This is a genomic window from Bacteroidota bacterium, assembly GCA_019637975.1.
In the GTDB taxonomy this organism is placed as follows: Bacteria; Bacteroidota; Ignavibacteria; order UBA10030; family UBA6906; genus CAADGV01.
Genome location: JAHBUR010000015.1, coordinates 30,358 through 48,748, shown reverse-complemented (window position 1 = coordinate 48,748; position 18,391 = coordinate 30,358). Strand labels below are relative to the sequence as shown.

Below are 18,391 nucleotides of genomic sequence, written 5' to 3'. Positions count from 1 at the left end.
CTCAGTTCGCTTCGCGGAACGCGGCCGGATCGATTGAGTATTCCGCCATTTTCCGGTAGACGGTTTTCCGGTCGATCTCCATCAACTTTGCTATCTGGTTGATGTTGCCCTTGTATAACCGGAGCATTCGCGTCAGGTATTTTTCCTCTGCATCCCTTACAATCGCGCTGATATAGTCCTTGTAGGGAGTGTTGAGGTCGACCTCGGCGACAGGTTCTTTCGCGGAGGATGGCGCGTGTTCATTCGTCGGCAGCTCGATTGTCATGATCGTCTCTCCCGTTGTTTTAATGATAGCCCGTTTCATCAAGTTCTCCAGTTCACGAATATTGCCGCGCCAATTATAATTCATCATGTCGGTAATCACCAAGGGCGAAATGGATTTCACTCGCCCACCCGAAAGCTCGGCATGACGCGAGAGGAAATGTTCCGCGAGCAACGGAATATCTTCCAGCCGTTCGCGCAACGGCGGGAGATGAATCGGAAACACATTCAGCCTGAAAAACAGATCTTCCCGGAAATCGCCGTCACGCGTCATCATTTCCAGATTTCTGTTTGTCGCAGCAACGATGCGTGTATCCACTTTGACCGGAGTGTTTCCGCCGACTCGCTCGAAGGTCTTCTCCTGAAGTACACGCAGTAGCTTCGTTTGTACAGAGGGGGCAAGATCGCCGATCTCATCAAGAAACAGTGTGCCTCCATTTCCTTCTTCGAACTTGCCCGCTTTCTGCTTGAGGGCCCCTGTGAACGCCCCCTTTTCATGTCCGAAAAGCTCGCTTTCGAGAAGATTCTCGGGTATTGCCGAACAGTTGACCGCCACGAACTGCTTCTCGCTCCGGTTGCTGTTGTAATGCAATGCGCGCGCGACAAGTTCTTTTCCTGTTCCGCTTTCCCCCTGAATCAGGATGGTCACGTCGGTGTCGGCAACCTGCCGGATGCTGTGCATGACATTCTTCATTTTCTCGCTGCGCGACAGCATATTGCCAAAACTGTACGTGGCATGAAGCTGCTCGCGGAGCAGCCGCAACTCACGGTCCTTCTGTTGTACATCAAGAGCCCTGCGGATCTTCAGCAGAAGCTCCGTATTGTTGCAGGGCTTCGTCAGATAGTCGGTTGCGCCGAGATGCATGGCCTCGACTGCTGTGGAAATGGAGCCGAACCCGGTCACCATGATGACCATGAGATGAGGGTGGATGGCTTTCACTTTTTCAAGCAACTGAATTCCCGTCATCTTCGTCATCACGAGATCGGACAGCATAATGTCCACTTCATTTGCCCGTAACGCGGAGAGCGCCTCTTCTCCGCTTGTTGCAAGCACAACACCGTACCCTTCATCTTCCAACAGGGTTTTTGTTGCAATGCGAAATGCCTTGTCGTCATCTACAACCAGCACTCGCTCACGTTGTACCGCCGGTGATGGCTCTTTAGTCATGACATGTTCTCGCAGCAGGAAGTTCTATGGTAAAGGTTGCGCCTTTGCCGGGCGCACTGGCGACACGAATTGTGCCTCCGTGCTGCCGGATAATTCCGTAGGTGACGGAAAGACCAAGCCCGACGCCGCTTACTTCTTTCTTGGTGGTGAAGAAAGCATCAAAAATTCGTCCGAGGTTTTCCGGCAAAATTCCGCTTCCTGTATCAGACACACTCACTGTTATGATGTTGTCGTGATCGGTCAATCGCATTGTCAATGTTCCTCCATCCCGCATTGCATCGCGGGCATTCAGAATCAAATTCAGAAATACCTGCTTCAGCTTGTCGCGTGATCCGAGAACAGACGGGAGCCCCGCGGCAACCTCAACCGATGTGTTAATACCGTATTCCGACAGAGTCTCCCGATTCTCCTTGAGAAGGTGGTCGAGAAGATCCGGAAGATCGACAGGGGTTTTCTCGAAGTCGAGCATTGAACCGCGATAAAAGTCCAGCATTTGCCGTGTCAACTTCGACATCCGGGTCACTTCTTCGAGGGCCAATGCAACCAGCTCTTGGGCAGGTCCTTCAATTTTGCGGAGAGATGATTGCAACAGGCTCTGGATGTTGTGAATCGGATTGTTGATTTCATGCGACAATTGCGCTGTCATCTTTCCTGTTGCTGCAAGTCGTTCACTTCTAAGGAGTTCCTTCTGCGCCTCTTTTAAACGAGCGAGCGCCTGTTCGAGTTGCTCATTACGCTCGGCAAGATCCTTGTTGACCTCATCAAGCTGACCGATTTTCTCTTTCAGGGACTCGCGCATCGCGTCAAATTGCGACGAGAGATATTCAAGCTCATCACGCGATCCGGCAGAATGTGTCTTGTTGTGTTCAATCGCGTAGTCGAGATTGCCGCTGCTGATTTCCGCAGTCGCCTTGACAAGTTTGTCAACGGGTTGTGACACGAATCGCCGGAACATTAAACTTGCAAGCACGGTTGCCACTATCGTAAACCCGACAAAAATAAGAAATGAACGGCTCCAATTATCTCTTGCCGCACTGGAAATTTGTGAAAACGAAATGTGCAGATCCACAGCCCCCAAAGTGTACCCAACCGGAACAGCGTGACATTTCTGACATACATCGGTGGCGTTGAACGGCACAACACCTCTGAATTGATCTCCCATGCGAACAAACACCGGCTCGCCGGTTTTCAATACGTTCATCTCAACATCATCATGCGGTATCAACGTCCGATACCGGCTCTCGCTATGAGAGATTCCCTTTTCGGCCAGCACTTCAGGGCGAAGTTTCAGGTTGTTGACTGTTATGTGCAGCGTGTCGAACGGCTGAAGGAGCGTGGCGCGTGCGAGAAAATCCTTGTCCACTTCCAGGTTGTTCACCATCATGCTGACAAGTGATTCACGAATAATTTCGGCGTAGGTATGCGCTGCTATCTGTGCCTGTTCCATCACCTGCCGCTCTTGATAGTAGTTGTTTGCGGCAACGCTTAACGCGATGAATGCGAGAAACAGAGGCAGTATGCCAAGAAGAATCTTTCTTGACACGGACCAGTGCCGGAATGCAAACATGTTCTTCATATGATGTTTCGGGATGAAACTATTGTACCGAATAGAACCTTGAGAATCAACGAATGTTCCCAATCCGCCTCCATCCATACCGGTAAAGAGGTAACGGGCGACGAAAGTTCCATTGCAATTGTTTCTCCCCTTCCTCACATATATATTGATGGAAAGGCAAAGGAGTCTGCATGCAATTCAGTGAACAGACGGAGATCCTGCTCCGACGGGTTGAGCAACTGGCAAACAAGAATCTGGACAATAGGAATGATGTTGGCACGCTCCTGGAAATTGCCGGGCGGAACGCGTGTATTCACCTTCTGGATGAACTGAGTTTCATCGCCAAGTTCGCCTGCAAGGCATTTGGCATCATGAAGCGCATCGGGAAGGATGCCGACGGTTATGACAAAATGTCGACGGAATTCGGCAAGAGCATCATACAGTCACAGCAACTGATCGCCCGGATCCTCGATTTCGCCCCCGAACACGAAAGGAAACGTCTCACGGAGAAGTATCTCGTCGCTTCTCCAGCTTCGTTTGCGCAACTTCTGCCTCTTCTGGCAGACCTCAGTTGGTACAAAAACTATCTCATCGACTCCCGTGAGGGAAAAAGCGGCTAAAAGTCGTATTGAAAACCCATGATAAAAACTGTACATTGAAACATGCCCGCACGACACCAGTCCGCTTCCTTTTCCGGTTCTTCTGGCAAGAACTCATTGTTGTGGCGCTATGCTCTGTTTGCGTTCGTTGTTGCGTCAGTCATTTGGCTGGGAGCCGTGAATGCACGCATGCTCATCGGGAACGATATTCTCAAAACGGGCACGGCGGAATTTCTGGAATATGTCAACCCGGATGCGGAACGTGAGGTGTACAGACTCCTCTCCATGATGTCAGTTGCGGTTATAGGCGGTTATGCGATAGCATTGACGAGCAGTATCGTCTTTATGGTATCCTCGCCCTTTCGCGTCAAGGAGCACGGCTGGTTGTTGATGAGTGCAATATTGTTCTACTTATTCGTCCCTGTGGAAATGTACACACTGTTTCTTGATTGGAAGATGATCTATCTGGAATTCTTCACAACTGCCGACAATGAAATGTTTCGCGAAATATTCATGGCGCGGATTCGTGCATTGCAGGGAATACCATTGATCGCGATGCTGAGCTACTACACAGTAATCGGCCTCGCGGTGTTCCAGCCGATGAAGAACAGGCCGGACCTCGCCTCGGGGGAACAGGAACAGCCCGCATGAAGCATGAAAATATCATCACCGAACTTGAAGACGTTGCACGGCAACTCGGCGTAACAATCCGCTACGAAAAAGGGGATTTTGAAGGGGGATTTTGTATTCTAAAGGACAACAAAATTCTTCTCATCAACAAGAAGCTGGTACCCAACAGGAAAGCAGCAGTTCTCGCTGTCGCAATGCAGGAAATTGGATTGGAGAACGTTTTCATGAAACCCGCATTACGCGAGTACATTGAAGACGAAGTGGCACGCGCTTCGAGAGCCATGAAGCAGGGGCAGGTGTCTGCACGCTAAGCATCCGGAAAACAATTTTCTTCCTGAACAACCCCGATGATCAAAGCGGTTATTTTCGATCTTGACAATACACTCGTCGATTTCATGGCGATGAAGAGACAAGCCATCACCGCGGCAATCGATTCGATGATCGATGCGGGCCTGAAACTCTCCCGCGAAGAAGTGCAGGCACGGATCGACGCCATTTACAAGGAACGGGGTATTGAGTTTCAGAATGTGTTCGACCAATTGCTGTATGATATTTTTCAGAAGGTTGATTACAAGATTCTTTCAGCGGGAATTATTGCCTATCGGCGGGCACGGGAAGCTGCCCTTGTCCCGTATCCGCATGTCAACTTAACGCTTGTTTCGCTAGTCAAGCGCGGCTTGAAACTCGCAGTCATTTCCGATGCCCCGAGCAGGGAAGCGTGGCTGCGTCTCTGTTATTTGAATCTTCATCACATGTTTGATCATGTGATTACATTCGACGATACCGGGGAACGCAAGCCAAGTCCGGTACCGTTTCTGAAAGCACTGGAACTGTTGCAGGTTCAACCTCACGAAGCAATTATGGTGGGCGATTGGGCCGAACGCGATATGGTGGGAGCCGCACAAGTCGGCATAACAACAGTGTTTGCGCGATACGGCGACACGTTCGGAACAGTTGAATCCAACGCCCGGTATGATATTAACGACGTATCAGAGTTGCTGGACGTCATTGAACAGGAAAATTCTCGGGCCTGATGGTCAAAGGAATCGGCGTCGATATCATAGAGATCGATCGCATAACAAAGAGTATGGCCGAACTGGGAGACTCCTTCCTGCACAAGGTATTCACTTCCGGCGAAATCGCGTACTGTTCGGCAAAAACGACAGCCGCCCAACATTACGCGGCTCGCTTTGCGGCAAAAGAAGCGCTGAGCAAAGCACTTTCCACGGGCTGGGCGGGCGAGTTCCGGTGGAAGGATGTCGAGGTAATAAATGAAACATCGGGGCAGCCGCGTATCGAACTGCACGGTTCGCTGAAGCAATCGCTTGAGCATTGCTCGGTGTTGGTATCGCTTTCCCATTCGGCATCGCATGTGGTCGCGATGGTTGTTATCGAGGAACGAGTACGGTGAAATTTTCCATCTATCGAAAACTGTTGTCGAGCTTCGTGTTGATCATCGTTTTGATGGTCGCCGCGAATGTGTATGTGTTGTGGCAACTGCACGAAGTCACCACAACAACCAGCCTCACATTCCGGAACGATGTCCGCTCAATCAATCTCGCAAAACAACTCCAGGTTGTGTTGGACGACGAGGAGCAGTACGCCGAGAAATACTTGATCCGGCGTGATAGTTCGTATCTCCCTCTTTTCTCCCAGCAAGCCGGATTATTCAACCAACTCGCCGATTCGATGTACGATGCAATGCCCAGTGCAACCGAGATCGATTTGCTGTTTCGATTGCGCACAGGACACAGGTGGTTCGTTGAGAACCTGGAAAGCGAAATCACGAAACATGCACGGGGAGGAAGGGGGATTGTCAGCCTCAGCCACGAGCATCTGGACAGCCTTGGCGTTATGCATGAATTGGTGGACAAAATCATCCGGCTGAACGAACTTGAAGTGAGTAATTCCGTTTCGGGTATCAGCGAGGCAATGGTACGTTCTTCAAACGTTGCGTGGCTCATTACCGTGGGCGCCTTGCTCGTGGCGCTGACCGTCGCGTTAGTAATCACCAGAACTCTTGTACAACCCATCCGTACGTTGATCAGGGGAACGGAGAATATCGCCAGAGGCATTTTCGACCCCATCGAAGTGAAATCGCGGGACGAAATGGCTTGGCTTGCGAGGGCTGTCAACGAAATGAGTTCCCGCTTGAAGCAAATTAACGACCTGAAAACCGAGATGCTCCACCATATCTCGCACGAGTTGCGTACTCCGTTGCAAACCATGCTCTCGGCCCAGTATCTTCTTGCCGAGCAGAAACGCGGCCCATTAAACGAAGAGCAGAAACGCCTTGTTTCCTCTATCAAAGAGGGAATCAGAAAACTGACGGTTTTCAGCAACCAGTTTCTGGACATTCAGAAGATCGAGCACGGCGCCATGGAGTACGCATTCGACCGGATGAATTTGCTGGAAACAATAACGCCGACGGTGGATGACGCTACGTTAGTCGGGGCCGAAAAAGAGATCTCTGTTTCGTTCACCCACGAAGCCGATCTCCCCGATATCAAAGGAGATGCGGAAAAGATTCCGCAAGTCTTCAGCAACTTGTTGAGTAATGCCATCAAGTATACCGAACCGGGTGGAACGATTCGCGTTCACGTCGCAAAACACAAGAAGGGAATTCGCACAACAGTGTCGGACTCCGGCGCCGGAATCTCCCGCGAAGATGTACCCCGCATCTTCACGAAATTCTATCAAGCAAAGAATGCGAAGAAGGGAACGGGAATCGGACTGGCTCTTGTGAAACATCTCGTTGAAGCACACAAGGGGAAGATTTCGGTTGAGAGTGAACTCGGCAAGGGCACAACATTTACAGTTGACTTGCCGGCTATGACTTCCGCGGCAAAATCACACACCGCGCCATCACGAATCAAAGAGGAAACAGCATGATGCGTTGGGGGATATTACTGGTGCTTTCGTCAATGTTCCTGGTTGCCGGATGCTCGTACAAATCTGCCTCCGACTATGATTCCGAGACTCTGGCAGGATATCACATGCAGCGTGCCGACAGCCTTGAGGCTGCCAGTTTGCTGGGCGATGCGGCGTTTGAATACAAACTCGTCGCCGAACTCTACCCGAACACAAGTCATTTTCCCAATGCTGTGCGCAACACGGCACTTCTCTACAGCAATCCCGCCAACCCGGTTCTTGATGACAGCCTTTCTCTGACGTGGTTTCAAAAGTACCTGACTCTTTCCATTCCCCGGGAAGAACGCATGAAGGCGGAGATTTATGTAACAATGCTCGCCCGTTTGACTGCGCTGCGCAAAGAATTGAACCGTAAAGCCCAGACTCTCGACAGCTTGCAAACCACAAGCCGGAAACAGTCCGGCGATCTCGCCGCACGAAACAAGCGAATTCAAGAGTTGGAAGCCGAATTGAAGCAGTCAACAGTCGAATTGCAAAAATTGCGCGAGGTCGATGTCAGAATCAGCAGACGAAAGAGCGGCAAGTAGGCGGATCAATTCCTTTGCAATTCTGAACACAAATCGTTAGTATTCGACCAAGAACTCTGTCTGAAGAACAAGGTTTTGAGATATGAAAGCGACCGGCATCAAGAAACTCTACTACTCAATCAGCGAAGTCAGCAAAATCACCGACCTTGAGCAGTACGTTCTTCGGTACTGGGAGTCGGAATTCGACGAGTTGAAGCCGCAGAAGAACCGGGCCGGCAACCGGATCTACACAAACCGCGACATCAAGCTCATCCTCTACATCAAGAAGCTTCTCCGCGACGAACGCTACACGATTGAGGGAGCAAAGCAAGTTCTGAAATCGTACACGCCCGATATCGATACGGGAGAACAACTTGAACTGATCGATGCGCCAAAGCCAAGAACAAAAATCAAGGACGAACAATTGCGCAGCGATGTTATTGAAGTGAAGAAGTTTCTGGAAGCGCTGCTTCAGAAGCTGAACTGACACAAATCCGGCTGCTCCCCTCTTCCCCTATACGACGGAATTCTTGCCGAGGTTGTTGTTGAGCTGAGGAACAATCCACCATGAGTGTATGTGATATCGGTTGAAATGAAGTGATGCCGGTTCTGGTATTTGCACGATACGGTTCCGCCTGGTTCCTCGTGATTGCATTTCTGGTTTCGACGCAATCCTTCGCGCAACCCCATACCCGGTGGCAGCAACTTCCGAATCCCACAATTGTTGATCTGAACAAATGCTTCTTTCTGAACAACACCACAGGCTGGATTGTCGGGAGGGAAGGGGTGATCCTCAAGACAACAAACGCCGGAACCTCCTGGAATCAACAGCCGTCGGGCGTACTAACCGACATCATCGACATCTTCATGCTCAATGAACAACGCGGTTGGGCACTCAGCTTTACGAATTGGGTCGATACCGTAACGTGGTGGGGTGCAACAATTCTGCAAACGCGGGACGGCGGGGTCGCATGGACGCACGAGCCGTTCATCCCTGAGGGAAGATATTTTCACACCATCATGTTTCTGGATACGCTGAACGGTTGGATAGGCGGCGAATTCGGAGATCTTCTCTACACAACTGATGGCGGCATAACATGGAATCCTGCCACCGTGGATTCCGTTGAGTTCGGGCAAGTGTCCATCGTCAACGTCCTGTTCTTTTCCGAAAGCACGGCGTTTGCAACAGGCGGCTTCTTCGATATCGCGGGAATTGTTCGAAGAACCACGAATGGCGGACTTCGCTGGGTTGAATACGGCGTAAGTCCTGAACCGGTGTATGATCTTCACCGCATCGATTCGCTGAACATCATCGGCGTTTCGGGAGATTTCGAGTACGGAGTCGGCGTTGTCCGTTCGAGCAACGCCGGTGTGCACTGGGAATACGAGTGGCTTGGAATTTTCGGCAGACCATCAACTCTCAAGTTTCGCACAACAAACGAAGGCTGGGTCGCAACCGAAATCGACCCCAAACTTCTCTTCACATCGAACACGGGAGCAACGTGGCTTGAGATCCCTTCTCCGTCCGGAAAGGTTATTCATGATCTGGTTTTTGTTGACTCGACAACAGGGTACGCAGTAGGAGATTCGGGAACGATTCTGAGATATGTGCCTTCATCCACCGGCGTCCGTGAACAATCGTATAACAGGCCTCCCGATCCGATTCTTATGCAGAACTATCCCAATCCGTTCAACGCGTCTACAACCATCAGATTCCGATTGAATGAAGAGTCACCTCTCAGACTTCAAATTGTGAATCCTCTGGGACAGTCCGTGAGGACACTCATTTCCGGCGAGCGACTAAAGGCGGGCGTTCACTCATTTCAATGGGATGGCAAAACGCAATCGGGCGCGGAAGCGGCGAGCGGAGTCTATTTTTACCGGATTGTCACGCCGGTTTCTGTTCACACAAAAGCGATGGCATTGATAAAATAGGTTTTCGGGATTCTCCTTGTTTTCACGATGGAAGTTCACTATTTTTGTTTGGTTGTCTTGACCATTAAGCTGTATCCAACACGTGAGGCGAGGGCACTGGAACGAGTTATCTCTCCAATCACGAAGAAGACGGCTTACGTTTCAAGAAACAAAATTCGGAGCGTGGCGCAGCCCGGTAGCGCACTTGCTTGGGGTGCAAGGGGTCGTGGGTTCAAATCCCGCCGCTCCGACAAAGGATGGATCGTGAGAGAGTGTGGAACTCTTGTTCCGCTTCTCAGAATCCCGCTCCTGCGCGGAGTGCTTGGAGAGCGGGGCTTGGAGTGCAAGGTGGCCGCGTACTCAGATCAGCCTTCCGCCGGACATTCCGCCACACCGACCGTCCCCCTGAAAGGAAGTGCCTTCTTCTACTACGAACATATTCCGCGTGTGGTACAAGCGAGAAAACACCCATCCCCTCACATTCCATCTGAAACCGACCGGCTTGATGGACAATCCTCTTCGTACTTCAGGTTCCAGTCCGCACATAAGACAAACAACAAACTACACATCATTCATTTCAAAGGGGTAAAGCCGTGAAAAGTGGAGTATTGGCACAGATTCTTATTCTCGTTTTGATTCTGTTTGCAGGATCGAATACATTGGCACAAGAAATCGTCCGGCCTCCGGAACCTCCCCACCCGAGAAGCATCGAGCCCGCCGATCAAACTGCGCAAGCCCTGTTTTCACCCTTCTCCCCCACTGCAGACATTATTCAGTCGTGGGAGGGTATGGCGCAGGTCGGCACAATCCGCCCGCCTGACCCGCACGGAGCAGCGGGACCGAGCGGCGTACTTGCAACCGTAAACCTGAGAATCACTTATCATACAAAAACCGGGTCGATTGTGTGGGGACCTTTGAGCCTTTCCGGAGCTGGAGGTTTTTGGGACGGAGTCGGCAACACGGGCAGCGGCAATTCCGATCCGCGGGCGCTGTACGATCCTGCAACAGGCCGGTTCTTTGTTATCATGCAGGAGAACACAACTCTCAATCAGGCGTTTCTTAATCTAGCCGTCTCGAAAAACTCCAACCCGGCAACCAGCGGAACCGGCGACTGGCATTTCTACAGATTGAATATCACGCAGACTGTCGGTGCAACGAACTACGGCGCCGACTATCCCGGAATGGGAATCGACAGCCAGGCGGTTTATGTCACGTTCAACATGTATAGTCTTCCTTTTTCATCAGGAGTGTTCAAGAATTGCCAGATCATCATTCTGAAGAAGTCGGATATTATTGCGGGAACGGGCACGTACTCGCTACTGTACACACCAGACGGTTCTTCCAATGCGTTCACCTTGCAGCCCGCAACGGTTCTGAGCCCGACCACGCCGGGAAACAAGGTGTATTTCGGAGATATTTCGTTCGCCAACACAACCTCGGTTAGAGTCTGGGAAGTCAGCGATCCGCTCGGCAATCCTTCACTGTCGTTCTCGACAGTGACGGTGCCCAATCATGGAGGAAGCACCGGAGTCTTCAGCGCTCCGCAGTCCGGCACAGCGACAACAATTGCAACGCTCACCCCCCGGACTCAAGGAAACGCGTTTTGGCACAACGGTTCTCTTTGGTTTTGCCACACGGCCGGGGGCGGTTCGGGCAAGTCGAGCGTGTACTATTACAGAATAGCAACGAACGACTTTCCCGTCGGAACTCCGACGCTTACGGAATCCGGTTTCATCAACGGAGGAACCGGCGTTTGGACCTATCAAGGATCCATTGGCGGGAATGCAAACGGCGATGTTGCAATTGTCTATACGCAGTCCTCTTCGTCAACTTTTCCCTCCATTATGTTCACGACCCGCTTGAACTCGGCTACCACGTTTGATGCACCGCAAGAGTTGAAAGCAAGTCCGGGATATTCCAACAGTGACAGATGGGGAGATTATGCGTCGGTCACGGCAGACCCGGTAGACAATACGTTTTGGATGACACACGAATGGGCCAAGACCACGGCATCACACAACTGGAGTACGTGGTGGGGCAACGTTGCGCCAAGCCCTGTTCCCGTTCAGCTTGCGAATTTCACAGGAACATTGACAGCCTCCGGCACCGTGCAACTGGAATGGATGACATTAAGTGAAATCAACAACTACGGTTTTGAGATTCAGCGCGGAGAACAACACGGCGGGCCCTTCGAGACGATCGCCGGCAGTTTCGTGCCGGGCCACGGCACGACGCTGGAACCGCGGCATTACAGGTGGATCGATACAAGTCCGAGTCATCGCCATCCCTTTTATCGACTGAAGCAAATTGATTTGGATGGAACAATCCATTATTTCGAGGCTGTGTTTGTGTCAATCGTGACACATGTTAGCGGAGGATTCACTCCGGCGGAATTTGTACTTCAGCAGAACTATCCCAATCCGTTCAATCCTGCAACAGTAATACGGTACGGCCTTCCTGAGCAGACTCATGTTCGTCTTGAAGTGTTTAACGCTCTCGGGCAGCAGGTAGCTTCGTTAGTGAACGGAAGCCGCGGGGCAGGATACCACGAGGTCACCGTTGATGCCGGTTCGCTGGCAAGCGGTGTGTATGTGTACAGACTCAGTGCCGGGAGTTTTGTCGATTCGAAGAGGTTTGTGCTTGTGAGATGATCTCCGGATAGTGCGGGAAATGAGGGTCGGGAGAATCCCCCGACCCTTTTTCTTTTTCAAGCATCAATCCGGCATCCCGAATGCTCATGATCATTGCCACTACGTGAGCTGTGCAGCGTAGCAACAAATCACCTTGTACATGACCCGCCTTTTTCATAACATTCTTGTACCGCATTGCCGCCGAATCTGGTGGCTGGTGAAGCTTTTTTCATGCCCGGATGGCGAAACTGGCAGACGCGCTAGCTTCAGGAGCTAGTGGCCGCAAGGTCGTGCAGGTTCAAGTCCTGTTCCGGGCACACTCACGATAGATAAGTTTGGTGAAATGAGGGTTTTCATGATTGGATGTGAGGTCATGGGAATCCTCGTGATGTGGCAGACTGCTCTGTTTTTGTCTCTCTCCACTACTATTCCCAAGACAAACCGACGTATCCACTGCTTCTGCACATGAATAGGTGAAGTTCTTAGGACTTCATCGAATCGCTTTGTTTCTTCCGCGATGCTTTGTGCAAGATCCCTGATGTCCTTTGACTTGACTTCCACACTTTCCAATCTTGTCTTTTCTTTTAGCAGCCGCTTCCGCTCGGTCTCCAGTTCCTTCACGCGTGACAAGACAGTATCAACTCGAATCCCTTGAGCGATGGCGTCGACCAAGTTGCGTGTCTGAACTTCGTTGTTCACAATTGCCGCTTCGATTCTCCGAAGGCTGAAATCCTCACCACTATGACGTTTCTGTAGTTGACGCTCGATCACGGTACGCAGTTGTGCCTCAACACCGGAACTCAAGAGGTTCTCCTTGATACTGCTGATGACAAAGTTCTCGATTCTCTCCTTAGGAATCAGGAATGATGTGCAAACGGATCGACCTTTGTTGATGAAGCCGCTATCCTGGTAGTAGTGTCGCTTGCGGGCTGAATATGTGTGTCCAGAGAAGTTGAAACCGCAATGGTCGCACCGAATCAGACCGGAGAGAAGATAAGGACTCTTGACTTGGTGCGGGTTGCCTTTGCCAAAGTTCTCGCGGTTCGTCACATTTGCCCGCTCAAACAAATCCTTGGAGATTATTGCAGGATGCGCTTGCTCTACTGTCACCCACTCTTTCGGATCATTTGTCCATGGCTTTCGAGCTGCTCCCTTTTTCAATCGGGCTTTTGGGTGGACATTGTAGATGCGCACGCCAGAATATCCCCGGTTCACTATGATCGTACGAATAGTTCCCTGGGACCACTTCTGATCTTTGGTCCTCCAACGTCCTCTTTTGGGGCAGGGTACCCCTTCTTGATTCAGCTGATGAGCGATCGAGACATAACCGAGACCTGACGCTTTCATTTCAAAAATGCGTTTCACGGTTGCCACTTCAAGGGGGTCGCCTAATGCCCACGAGACCTTTTCCATGTTGCTGCGGAGCCATTCGCCGGTAGGCAGTTCACGAAGAACTTTGCCTGTATCTTTCCTGACAGCAACGCGGACATATCCGTACGGTGCAGTTCCACCTGAGGAAAAGCCTTTCGACGCATTGGCAAGAGCACCTCGCAATGTCGCACGAGCGAGTTTCTTGGAATACTCAGACGCCTCGGCGCTTTCAACAACCTCCGTGACGAAGCTGGCGATGTCGTTCTCATGTCGCGAGCTGCTGTTTATGACACGAACTTTGACGCCAAACCGCTCAGTATGAAACTTCCAATACGTGTTTTCCCGCGGATTGTCTGGCCTTCCCCAACGTGATTCATCGTAGACAAGGATGGTATTGAACTGAGGGTTCGTCTCAACGGTTCGAAGCAGTCTCTGGATTGCGGGCCTGCCTTCGAAGGACATGCCACTCTTGCCCTCATCCTCGTACCATTCGATTATGTGGTGCTGGTTCGCATCGGCCCACTTCTGAATTTCACGCTTCTGCTGTTCAACTGAATCCTCCTGCATATCAGTCGAGCATCTGACGTAACCAACAGCAATATTCATAGTGACCTCCGGATTAGAATGATGCTCAAAGATAAAGAGAATGAATTAGAAGTCAAGTCAATACTCAATCGGAAGGTGGATCATCTGTGGACTTCTCGCTTCTAACCCGCGCCGAAATAAGAAGCGCGGCCAAGTCCTCGATGAGTTGAGAGACTTCCAGTTCTGTGAATTCATTCTCCTCTCGAAGCTCCAACTCAACATCAGGTTTTACGTCTTTATCTCTCCGCTTCAATGCCCACCTCTGATCAACGGTCGTATTTCTGCGGTCTGAAAAGAAAGAACGCCCGGAACACCCGGAAGGTGATGTACACGAGCACGCCGAGGGCAGAGAAATAGATATAGAACTCTTTGTTGTCGGTGCCGAGGGAGAAGATTTTGAAGATGGTGAAGATGCTTGCGCTGAAGATGTACACGGGGCCCATGTTGAAATAATGTCCTTGCTGCACCCTGCGGAGCTTGCGAATCTCGTCCATGTTCACATAGTTCTCCCGTGATCCATGCCAGAGCATTGTCTTGATGAAGAACGGATTGCCGTTGGCAGCTTTCATGATTTCCATACGGAAGAGTTCCTTGTCGATCACGCGTATCGGATAGTTCTGGTAAAAGTAGTCGATGAGTTTCCGACAGATTGAGTCAGGAAGTGGTTCGAGGTCGATGCGTACGAACGATGACCAAATCCGTTTGTACACGAAGTGCTCTTTGATTTCGACCACAGCCGTGCAAACAAGGGCAATGCTGAGAATGGTCTCAAGGAAGGCATGCTGGCCCGGTGATACGCGGTCAAGATTGTCGAAGAAGATGAGATAGGTCTTATCTGACCGGCTCAACCCTTCGAAGATAACAGATTGCAGCTTGCTACTGCCGAGTCCTGTGAGACGCTTCTTGACGATTGCCCAGTCTTGCCGTGTTTCTGCTACTTCGATGTGCAGGTCGTTATTGTAGTAGAGCTGCTCGGCGAGTTCTTTGAGACATTCGCCAAGCGGGCTCGGATGTTCGAGGTAGATAATCTTGTACTGATCCGGCGCGGTTGAGCGATATAGTTTTCCCTTCATTCTTGCAATCACGGGGGGAGCGACTTCGATCCGTGAAACTCTCCCCGACAGTATCCATCGGGCTTCCTGCATGAGTCGTGTCTTGCCGATGCCCTTGTCGCCAACAAGCAATGTGTGCCTTCCCTGCATGAGGTTTCTCGTCAGTTGGAGGAGTTCTTCACGCCGACCCAGGAAGATGAGGTCGTGACGAAGGTCGGGCTGGTGAGAAGTCATCCCGCTTGTGCAGGATTTCAGCGGGGTGGAACCCGCCTCAAGAGGTCGGAGATCAGAGGTCATGGCTATACGAATTCGAGTCCGGTGGCTTTCATCATGAGTGTGCATTTGGGTTCAATGGAGCCGTAGCGGTTCTTCGAGGCAAAGAGTGTCCTCGCGTCATTCATATCAATCGTGAGATGAAGAACGACATCCACGGCGTGTTCGAGCAGTTTCGGCCCCGCGGCTTTGCTGTCCTTGGTCACTTGTCCGATGATGACGAGAACAAAGCTGTACTCCTGGGCCGCTCGACGCAGGAGATACGTACATTTTCTGATCTGCGTAGTACTTCCGGGAAGTGCATCCGAGAGCGATGTATAGATTGTCTGAATTGAGTCGATCACAACCGCCTCAGTTTTCAACTCAACCGCCTGGCCAATAACTTTCTCCGCTTCAGGTTCGAAGAGAAGGAGGATGTTCTCAGAGTTGATCTGCAACCTCTCTGCCCTGATTTTCAATAGCTCGACGGACTCTTCGCCGGAAACGTAGAGGGCTTTGCGATTCATTGCATTCAAGACTTGCAGAAGCAGAGTTGACTTGCCGGCGCCCGGCGGGCCGACAAGAAGTATTGAGCTTCCGGGTACGGAGCCACCGCCGAGCAACAGGTCAACTTGTGCATTGCCACAGGGCATTCGTTTCAACTCGTAGGCATGAATTGCCGGAAGCGGAAGGGGTTTTGAGCGACTCTCATCGAAGAGGAGTCCTCCGCCTGAAAGCGACCCCCATGCACCACACTCGGGACAGCTGACGTGATAGCGTCGCTGAGGTTTGTTACATTTGTTACAGAGATATTTCATCCTGAGAAGTCCTGCTTAGTCAGCATCGAGCGATCAATAGCCAAGTGAAGCATTCCTGCTGTTCTTCTTTTCCGGAAGAAATAGAACCAAAAAGAACGTATCCTTGTCAGAAGAACTATGCTCATTGTACTTTCCCCAATCGGCGGATGATGAATGTTGTGCGGCGCTTTGTTCCTTCGCTCGTTTGGCGGATCTCGGTGATGATGCCCGAAGCTGTGGAGCGGAGAAGCGCATCGCCCTGCAATGATGTTTTCTGTTTTGCCTGCAGTCGAAGAATGTCGGTGTTGTGTTTCTGGATTTTCAGATCGTACTTCTCGCGAAGAATTGTTTGAGAATTGACGAGTACGCGAAGATCCGTTGACGAGCGATGCGATTGCATGTTCCCTCCTTGCGCGGAAAAGCCTCTCTTTTGAAGTTCCCGTTGCCGAAGTGTACCCATCGAGTCTCTGCGAAACTCAGACCTCTTCTTTTCGATCTTTGCCTGCAATTCATCGAGTTTGTGACTGAGTTCTGCTTTCAACGCGTTGATTTGATTCCGATGGAGCTGAATCTGCGCTTCAATTGGTGTTGTGAGGGCGAGCGTGGCTATCACATCGTTGACATCCACTGTGTCGCCAACACGTGCCTGGAGCGTAATATTCTGGTCTGGCGTTGCAACGAATGATACCTCCGCGTAGGGGGAATGGAGGTGCAGCCACATCACATCGGCATTGGTTACACGGACTACCGATCGGGCAATCAGTGTTCCCTGCTCAATGAGGACGTTCTCAAGTCCGAGTCGTGTAATGTCGTTCATCGAGGCATAGTTGAATGCAAGGTGAGAGCTGCTTCCCTTCACTGGAGAGAATTCTCGGTCGCCCCCATCAGGATCGGGAGGAAGCGCAACCTTGTCTCGGGTGCGAAGCGTTCCAAAGAAGAGAACCTCATCGTCGGGGTTGAAGTAGTTCGCGAGCAATCCAAGTGTGTGGTTAGCCATATCCACGCTACGGATTGCCGTTGTCACGGGACTCCCTTTGTAACAAAGGATATTCTCCGCGACGTATTCTGCTTGATACTCTTTTCCGACAGTGTGCAACTTGTTATCGTTTGTCTTGAACAAAAGCGTATGGTCGTTCAGCGCCCCAACAATTTCGAATCTGCCCGTCAACTTCTGCTTCGTCAGCAGATCATGCGCAGTGATATCGGCAACAACGGCATGGGTTTTTGACAACTCGTTGTAATCCCGTACTGCCGATCCGATACTGCGTTGTGTGAAGCGCACGAAACGCTCGTAGCCCTGATGGGCAATCAGGAACGTCGGGATGCAGCCGATGAGGAAGAAGAAGGCCAGAGTCTTGTCCACCTTCGATCCTGTTTGCACGCGGTAGCGATGTGGCTGGTTTACTTCGAACGGGAAAACGCACTTGACGTTTGAAAAGGGGTAGAAGAGTTTTACACCGTTGACGGTCATGGTATCGAGAAAGGGATGGGATGCGTAGCCAATGAGGAAACAAAGGTAAAGGTCGAGGTTCAGGTCCAGGTTCAGGATGAGAAGGGGTGAGAAAACGATTGCCAGAGATACAATGAACATGACGGAGTGTGTCAGAGTCCGGTGACCGAAGCGGCGTTCGATCCGTTTGGAAATGAAGGGGATCAGTTTGCCGACGGTGCTCGCTTGTGTATCAACATCCGGCAATAGCGATGCAATACCGACAACGATAGCGTTTATGGGAGAAAGGGCTACCCCGGTTGTTGTAAGGATCAACAGGTAGAGGAACTCGGCAAAGGTGATGTGGGTGGGGGCAATCATGGGTTAAGGATGAGGTTGAGGTTCAGGTTGAGAAGGTGACCGAGGACCCGCCTCTGTTTTGACTACGGCGGGCAGGCCGGGGACAGGAGACGGGCTCCGGTGATGGTTGATCGTTGACTGTTGATCGTTGATTATGCCGAGTGTTTCGATTGCGTCGATGAGCATTCCAATGAGCAAGCGTAGATGCTCTTTCGTCACCCGGGATTCATCCTGCAGTGCAACGGCTGGCAAGTTGAGATGCCAGCGATCCAGCGTGGACTGGACGATGGGGGGATGTTCAATGTTGATCATGAAGGTTGAGAATAAGGTTAAGAATAAGGGTGATTGTTG

17 protein-coding genes, 2 tRNA genes and 1 pseudogene are annotated in these 18,391 nt (G+C 51.1%); 12 read left to right on the top strand and 8 right to left on the bottom strand.

Annotation, left to right across the window (positions count from 1 at the left end; translation table 11 throughout):
* Position 1 precedes the first annotated feature (1 nt).
* The gene (locus tag KF749_10135) at positions 2-1,429 is read right to left on the bottom strand and encodes a sigma-54-dependent Fis family transcriptional regulator (GenBank protein MBX2991510.1); all 1,428 of its coding nucleotides are present in this window, start codon (positions 1,427-1,429) and stop codon (positions 2-4) included.
* Entirely contained in the window at positions 1,422-3,005 is a 1,584-nt protein-coding gene (locus tag KF749_10130) for a HAMP domain-containing protein (GenBank protein MBX2991509.1), read from the bottom strand. Before KF749_10130 ends, KF749_10135 begins: the two co-directional genes overlap by 8 nt.
* A 170-nt stretch (positions 3,006-3,175) precedes the next feature.
* Here KF749_10130 and KF749_10125 point away from each other — a divergent pair, with 170 nt between their 5' ends.
* The 12 genes from KF749_10125 (at position 3,176) to KF749_10070 (ending at position 12,511) form a co-directional block, all read left to right on the top strand.
* Positions 3,176-3,604: a hypothetical protein gene (locus tag KF749_10125; protein MBX2991508.1), complete on the top strand. Its 429-nt coding sequence runs from the start codon at positions 3,176-3,178 to the stop codon at positions 3,602-3,604.
* 42 nt (positions 3,605-3,646) lie between these two features.
* A complete protein-coding gene (locus KF749_10120) occupies positions 3,647-4,234 on the top strand; it encodes a hypothetical protein (protein MBX2991507.1) in 588 nt (195 codons plus the stop codon).
* Positions 4,231-4,524: a hypothetical protein gene (locus tag KF749_10115; GenBank protein MBX2991506.1), complete on the top strand. Its 294-nt coding sequence runs from the start codon at positions 4,231-4,233 to the stop codon at positions 4,522-4,524. The genes KF749_10120 and KF749_10115 overlap by 4 nt, the downstream gene beginning before the upstream one ends.
* Positions 4,525-4,560: 36 nt before the next feature.
* Positions 4,561-5,247 carry an HAD-IA family hydrolase gene (locus KF749_10110; protein MBX2991505.1) on the top strand — a complete coding sequence of 229 codons (687 nt, stop codon included), beginning with the start codon at positions 4,561-4,563 and terminating at the stop codon, positions 5,245-5,247.
* Positions 5,247-5,624 (top strand): holo-ACP synthase, encoded by a 378-nt coding sequence (gene acpS / locus KF749_10105; GenBank protein ID MBX2991504.1) that lies wholly within the window; start codon positions 5,247-5,249, stop codon positions 5,622-5,624. Before KF749_10110 ends, acpS begins: the two co-directional genes overlap by 1 nt.
* The gene (locus tag KF749_10100; protein ID MBX2991503.1) at positions 5,621-7,105 is read left to right on the top strand and encodes a HAMP domain-containing protein; all 1,485 of its coding nucleotides are present in this window, start codon (positions 5,621-5,623) and stop codon (positions 7,103-7,105) included. The genes acpS and KF749_10100 overlap by 4 nt, the downstream gene beginning before the upstream one ends.
* Positions 7,102-7,671 (top strand): hypothetical protein, encoded by a 570-nt coding sequence (locus KF749_10095; GenBank protein MBX2991502.1) that lies wholly within the window; start codon positions 7,102-7,104, stop codon positions 7,669-7,671. The genes KF749_10100 and KF749_10095 overlap by 4 nt, the downstream gene beginning before the upstream one ends.
* 82 nt (positions 7,672-7,753) lie before the next feature.
* Positions 7,754-8,137 carry a MerR family transcriptional regulator gene (locus tag KF749_10090; GenBank protein MBX2991501.1) on the top strand — a complete coding sequence of 128 codons (384 nt, stop codon included), beginning with the start codon at positions 7,754-7,756 and terminating at the stop codon, positions 8,135-8,137.
* Positions 8,138-8,250: 113 nt separating this feature from the next.
* Positions 8,251-9,585, top strand: coding sequence for a T9SS type A sorting domain-containing protein (locus KF749_10085; GenBank protein ID MBX2991500.1), 1,335 nt, complete (start codon positions 8,251-8,253; stop codon positions 9,583-9,585).
* A gap of 156 nt (positions 9,586-9,741) precedes the next feature.
* Positions 9,742-9,815, top strand: a tRNA-Pro gene (locus tag KF749_10080).
* A 357-nt stretch (positions 9,816-10,172) separates the two neighbouring features.
* Positions 10,173-12,215 carry a T9SS type A sorting domain-containing protein gene (locus tag KF749_10075; protein MBX2991499.1) on the top strand — a complete coding sequence of 681 codons (2,043 nt, stop codon included), beginning with the start codon at positions 10,173-10,175 and terminating at the stop codon, positions 12,213-12,215.
* 212 nt (positions 12,216-12,427) lie between these two features.
* Positions 12,428-12,511 (top strand) — tRNA-Leu (locus tag KF749_10070).
* Here KF749_10070 and KF749_10065 read toward each other — a convergent pair.
* From KF749_10065 to KF749_10040, 6 genes and pseudogenes are all read right to left on the bottom strand, one after another.
* A complete protein-coding gene (locus KF749_10065) occupies positions 12,468-13,304 on the bottom strand; it encodes a recombinase zinc beta ribbon domain-containing protein (GenBank protein ID MBX2991498.1) in 837 nt (278 codons plus the stop codon). The genes KF749_10070 and KF749_10065 overlap by 44 nt on opposite strands.
* 420 nt (positions 13,305-13,724) lie before the next feature.
* A pseudogene (locus KF749_10060) lies at positions 13,725-14,171 on the bottom strand (recombinase family protein).
* A 245-nt stretch (positions 14,172-14,416) separates the two neighbouring features.
* Positions 14,417-15,499 (bottom strand): ATP-binding protein, encoded by a 1,083-nt coding sequence (locus KF749_10055; protein ID MBX2991497.1) that lies wholly within the window; start codon positions 15,497-15,499, stop codon positions 14,417-14,419.
* A gap of 2 nt (positions 15,500-15,501) precedes the next feature.
* Positions 15,502-16,272: an AAA family ATPase gene (locus tag KF749_10050; GenBank protein ID MBX2991496.1), complete on the bottom strand. Its 771-nt coding sequence runs from the start codon at positions 16,270-16,272 to the stop codon at positions 15,502-15,504.
* 121 nt (positions 16,273-16,393) lie between these two features.
* The gene (locus KF749_10045; protein ID MBX2991495.1) at positions 16,394-18,061 is read right to left on the bottom strand and encodes a metal-dependent hydrolase; all 1,668 of its coding nucleotides are present in this window, start codon (positions 18,059-18,061) and stop codon (positions 16,394-16,396) included.
* Positions 18,062-18,064: 3 nt separating this feature from the next.
* The gene (locus KF749_10040; GenBank protein ID MBX2991494.1) at positions 18,065-18,352 is read right to left on the bottom strand and encodes a hypothetical protein; all 288 of its coding nucleotides are present in this window, start codon (positions 18,350-18,352) and stop codon (positions 18,065-18,067) included.
* Between the last annotated feature and the right edge of the window lie 39 nt (positions 18,353-18,391).

What these genes read in the sequence shown, in the direction of transcription:
- KF749_10050 (MBX2991496.1), bottom strand. Translation starts at nt 16,272, where the DNA reads ATGAAATATCTCTGTAACAAATGTAACAAACCTCAGCGACGCTATCAC.
- KF749_10125 (MBX2991508.1), top strand. Translation starts at nt 3,176, where the DNA reads ATGCAATTCAGTGAACAGACGGAGATCCTGCTCCGACGGGTTGAGCAA.
- KF749_10045 (MBX2991495.1), bottom strand. Translation starts at nt 18,061, where the DNA reads ATGATTGCCCCCACCCACATCACCTTTGCCGAGTTCCTCTACCTGTTG.
- KF749_10130 (MBX2991509.1), bottom strand. Translation starts at nt 3,005, where the DNA reads ATGAAGAACATGTTTGCATTCCGGCACTGGTCCGTGTCAAGAAAGATT.
- KF749_10095 (MBX2991502.1), top strand. Translation starts at nt 7,102, where the DNA reads ATGATGCGTTGGGGGATATTACTGGTGCTTTCGTCAATGTTCCTGGTT.
- KF749_10085 (MBX2991500.1), top strand. Translation starts at nt 8,251, where the DNA reads ATGCCGGTTCTGGTATTTGCACGATACGGTTCCGCCTGGTTCCTCGTG.
- KF749_10040 (MBX2991494.1), bottom strand. Translation starts at nt 18,352, where the DNA reads ATGATCAACATTGAACATCCCCCCATCGTCCAGTCCACGCTGGATCGC.
- KF749_10090 (MBX2991501.1), top strand. Translation starts at nt 7,754, where the DNA reads ATGAAAGCGACCGGCATCAAGAAACTCTACTACTCAATCAGCGAAGTC.
- KF749_10115 (MBX2991506.1), top strand. Translation starts at nt 4,231, where the DNA reads ATGAAGCATGAAAATATCATCACCGAACTTGAAGACGTTGCACGGCAA.
- KF749_10110 (MBX2991505.1), top strand. Translation starts at nt 4,561, where the DNA reads ATGATCAAAGCGGTTATTTTCGATCTTGACAATACACTCGTCGATTTC.
- acpS (MBX2991504.1), top strand. Translation starts at nt 5,247, where the DNA reads ATGGTCAAAGGAATCGGCGTCGATATCATAGAGATCGATCGCATAACA.
- KF749_10120 (MBX2991507.1), top strand. Translation starts at nt 3,647, where the DNA reads ATGCCCGCACGACACCAGTCCGCTTCCTTTTCCGGTTCTTCTGGCAAG.
- KF749_10135 (MBX2991510.1), bottom strand. Translation starts at nt 1,429, where the DNA reads ATGACTAAAGAGCCATCACCGGCGGTACAACGTGAGCGAGTGCTGGTT.
- KF749_10055 (MBX2991497.1), bottom strand. Translation starts at nt 15,499, where the DNA reads ATGACCTCTGATCTCCGACCTCTTGAGGCGGGTTCCACCCCGCTGAAA.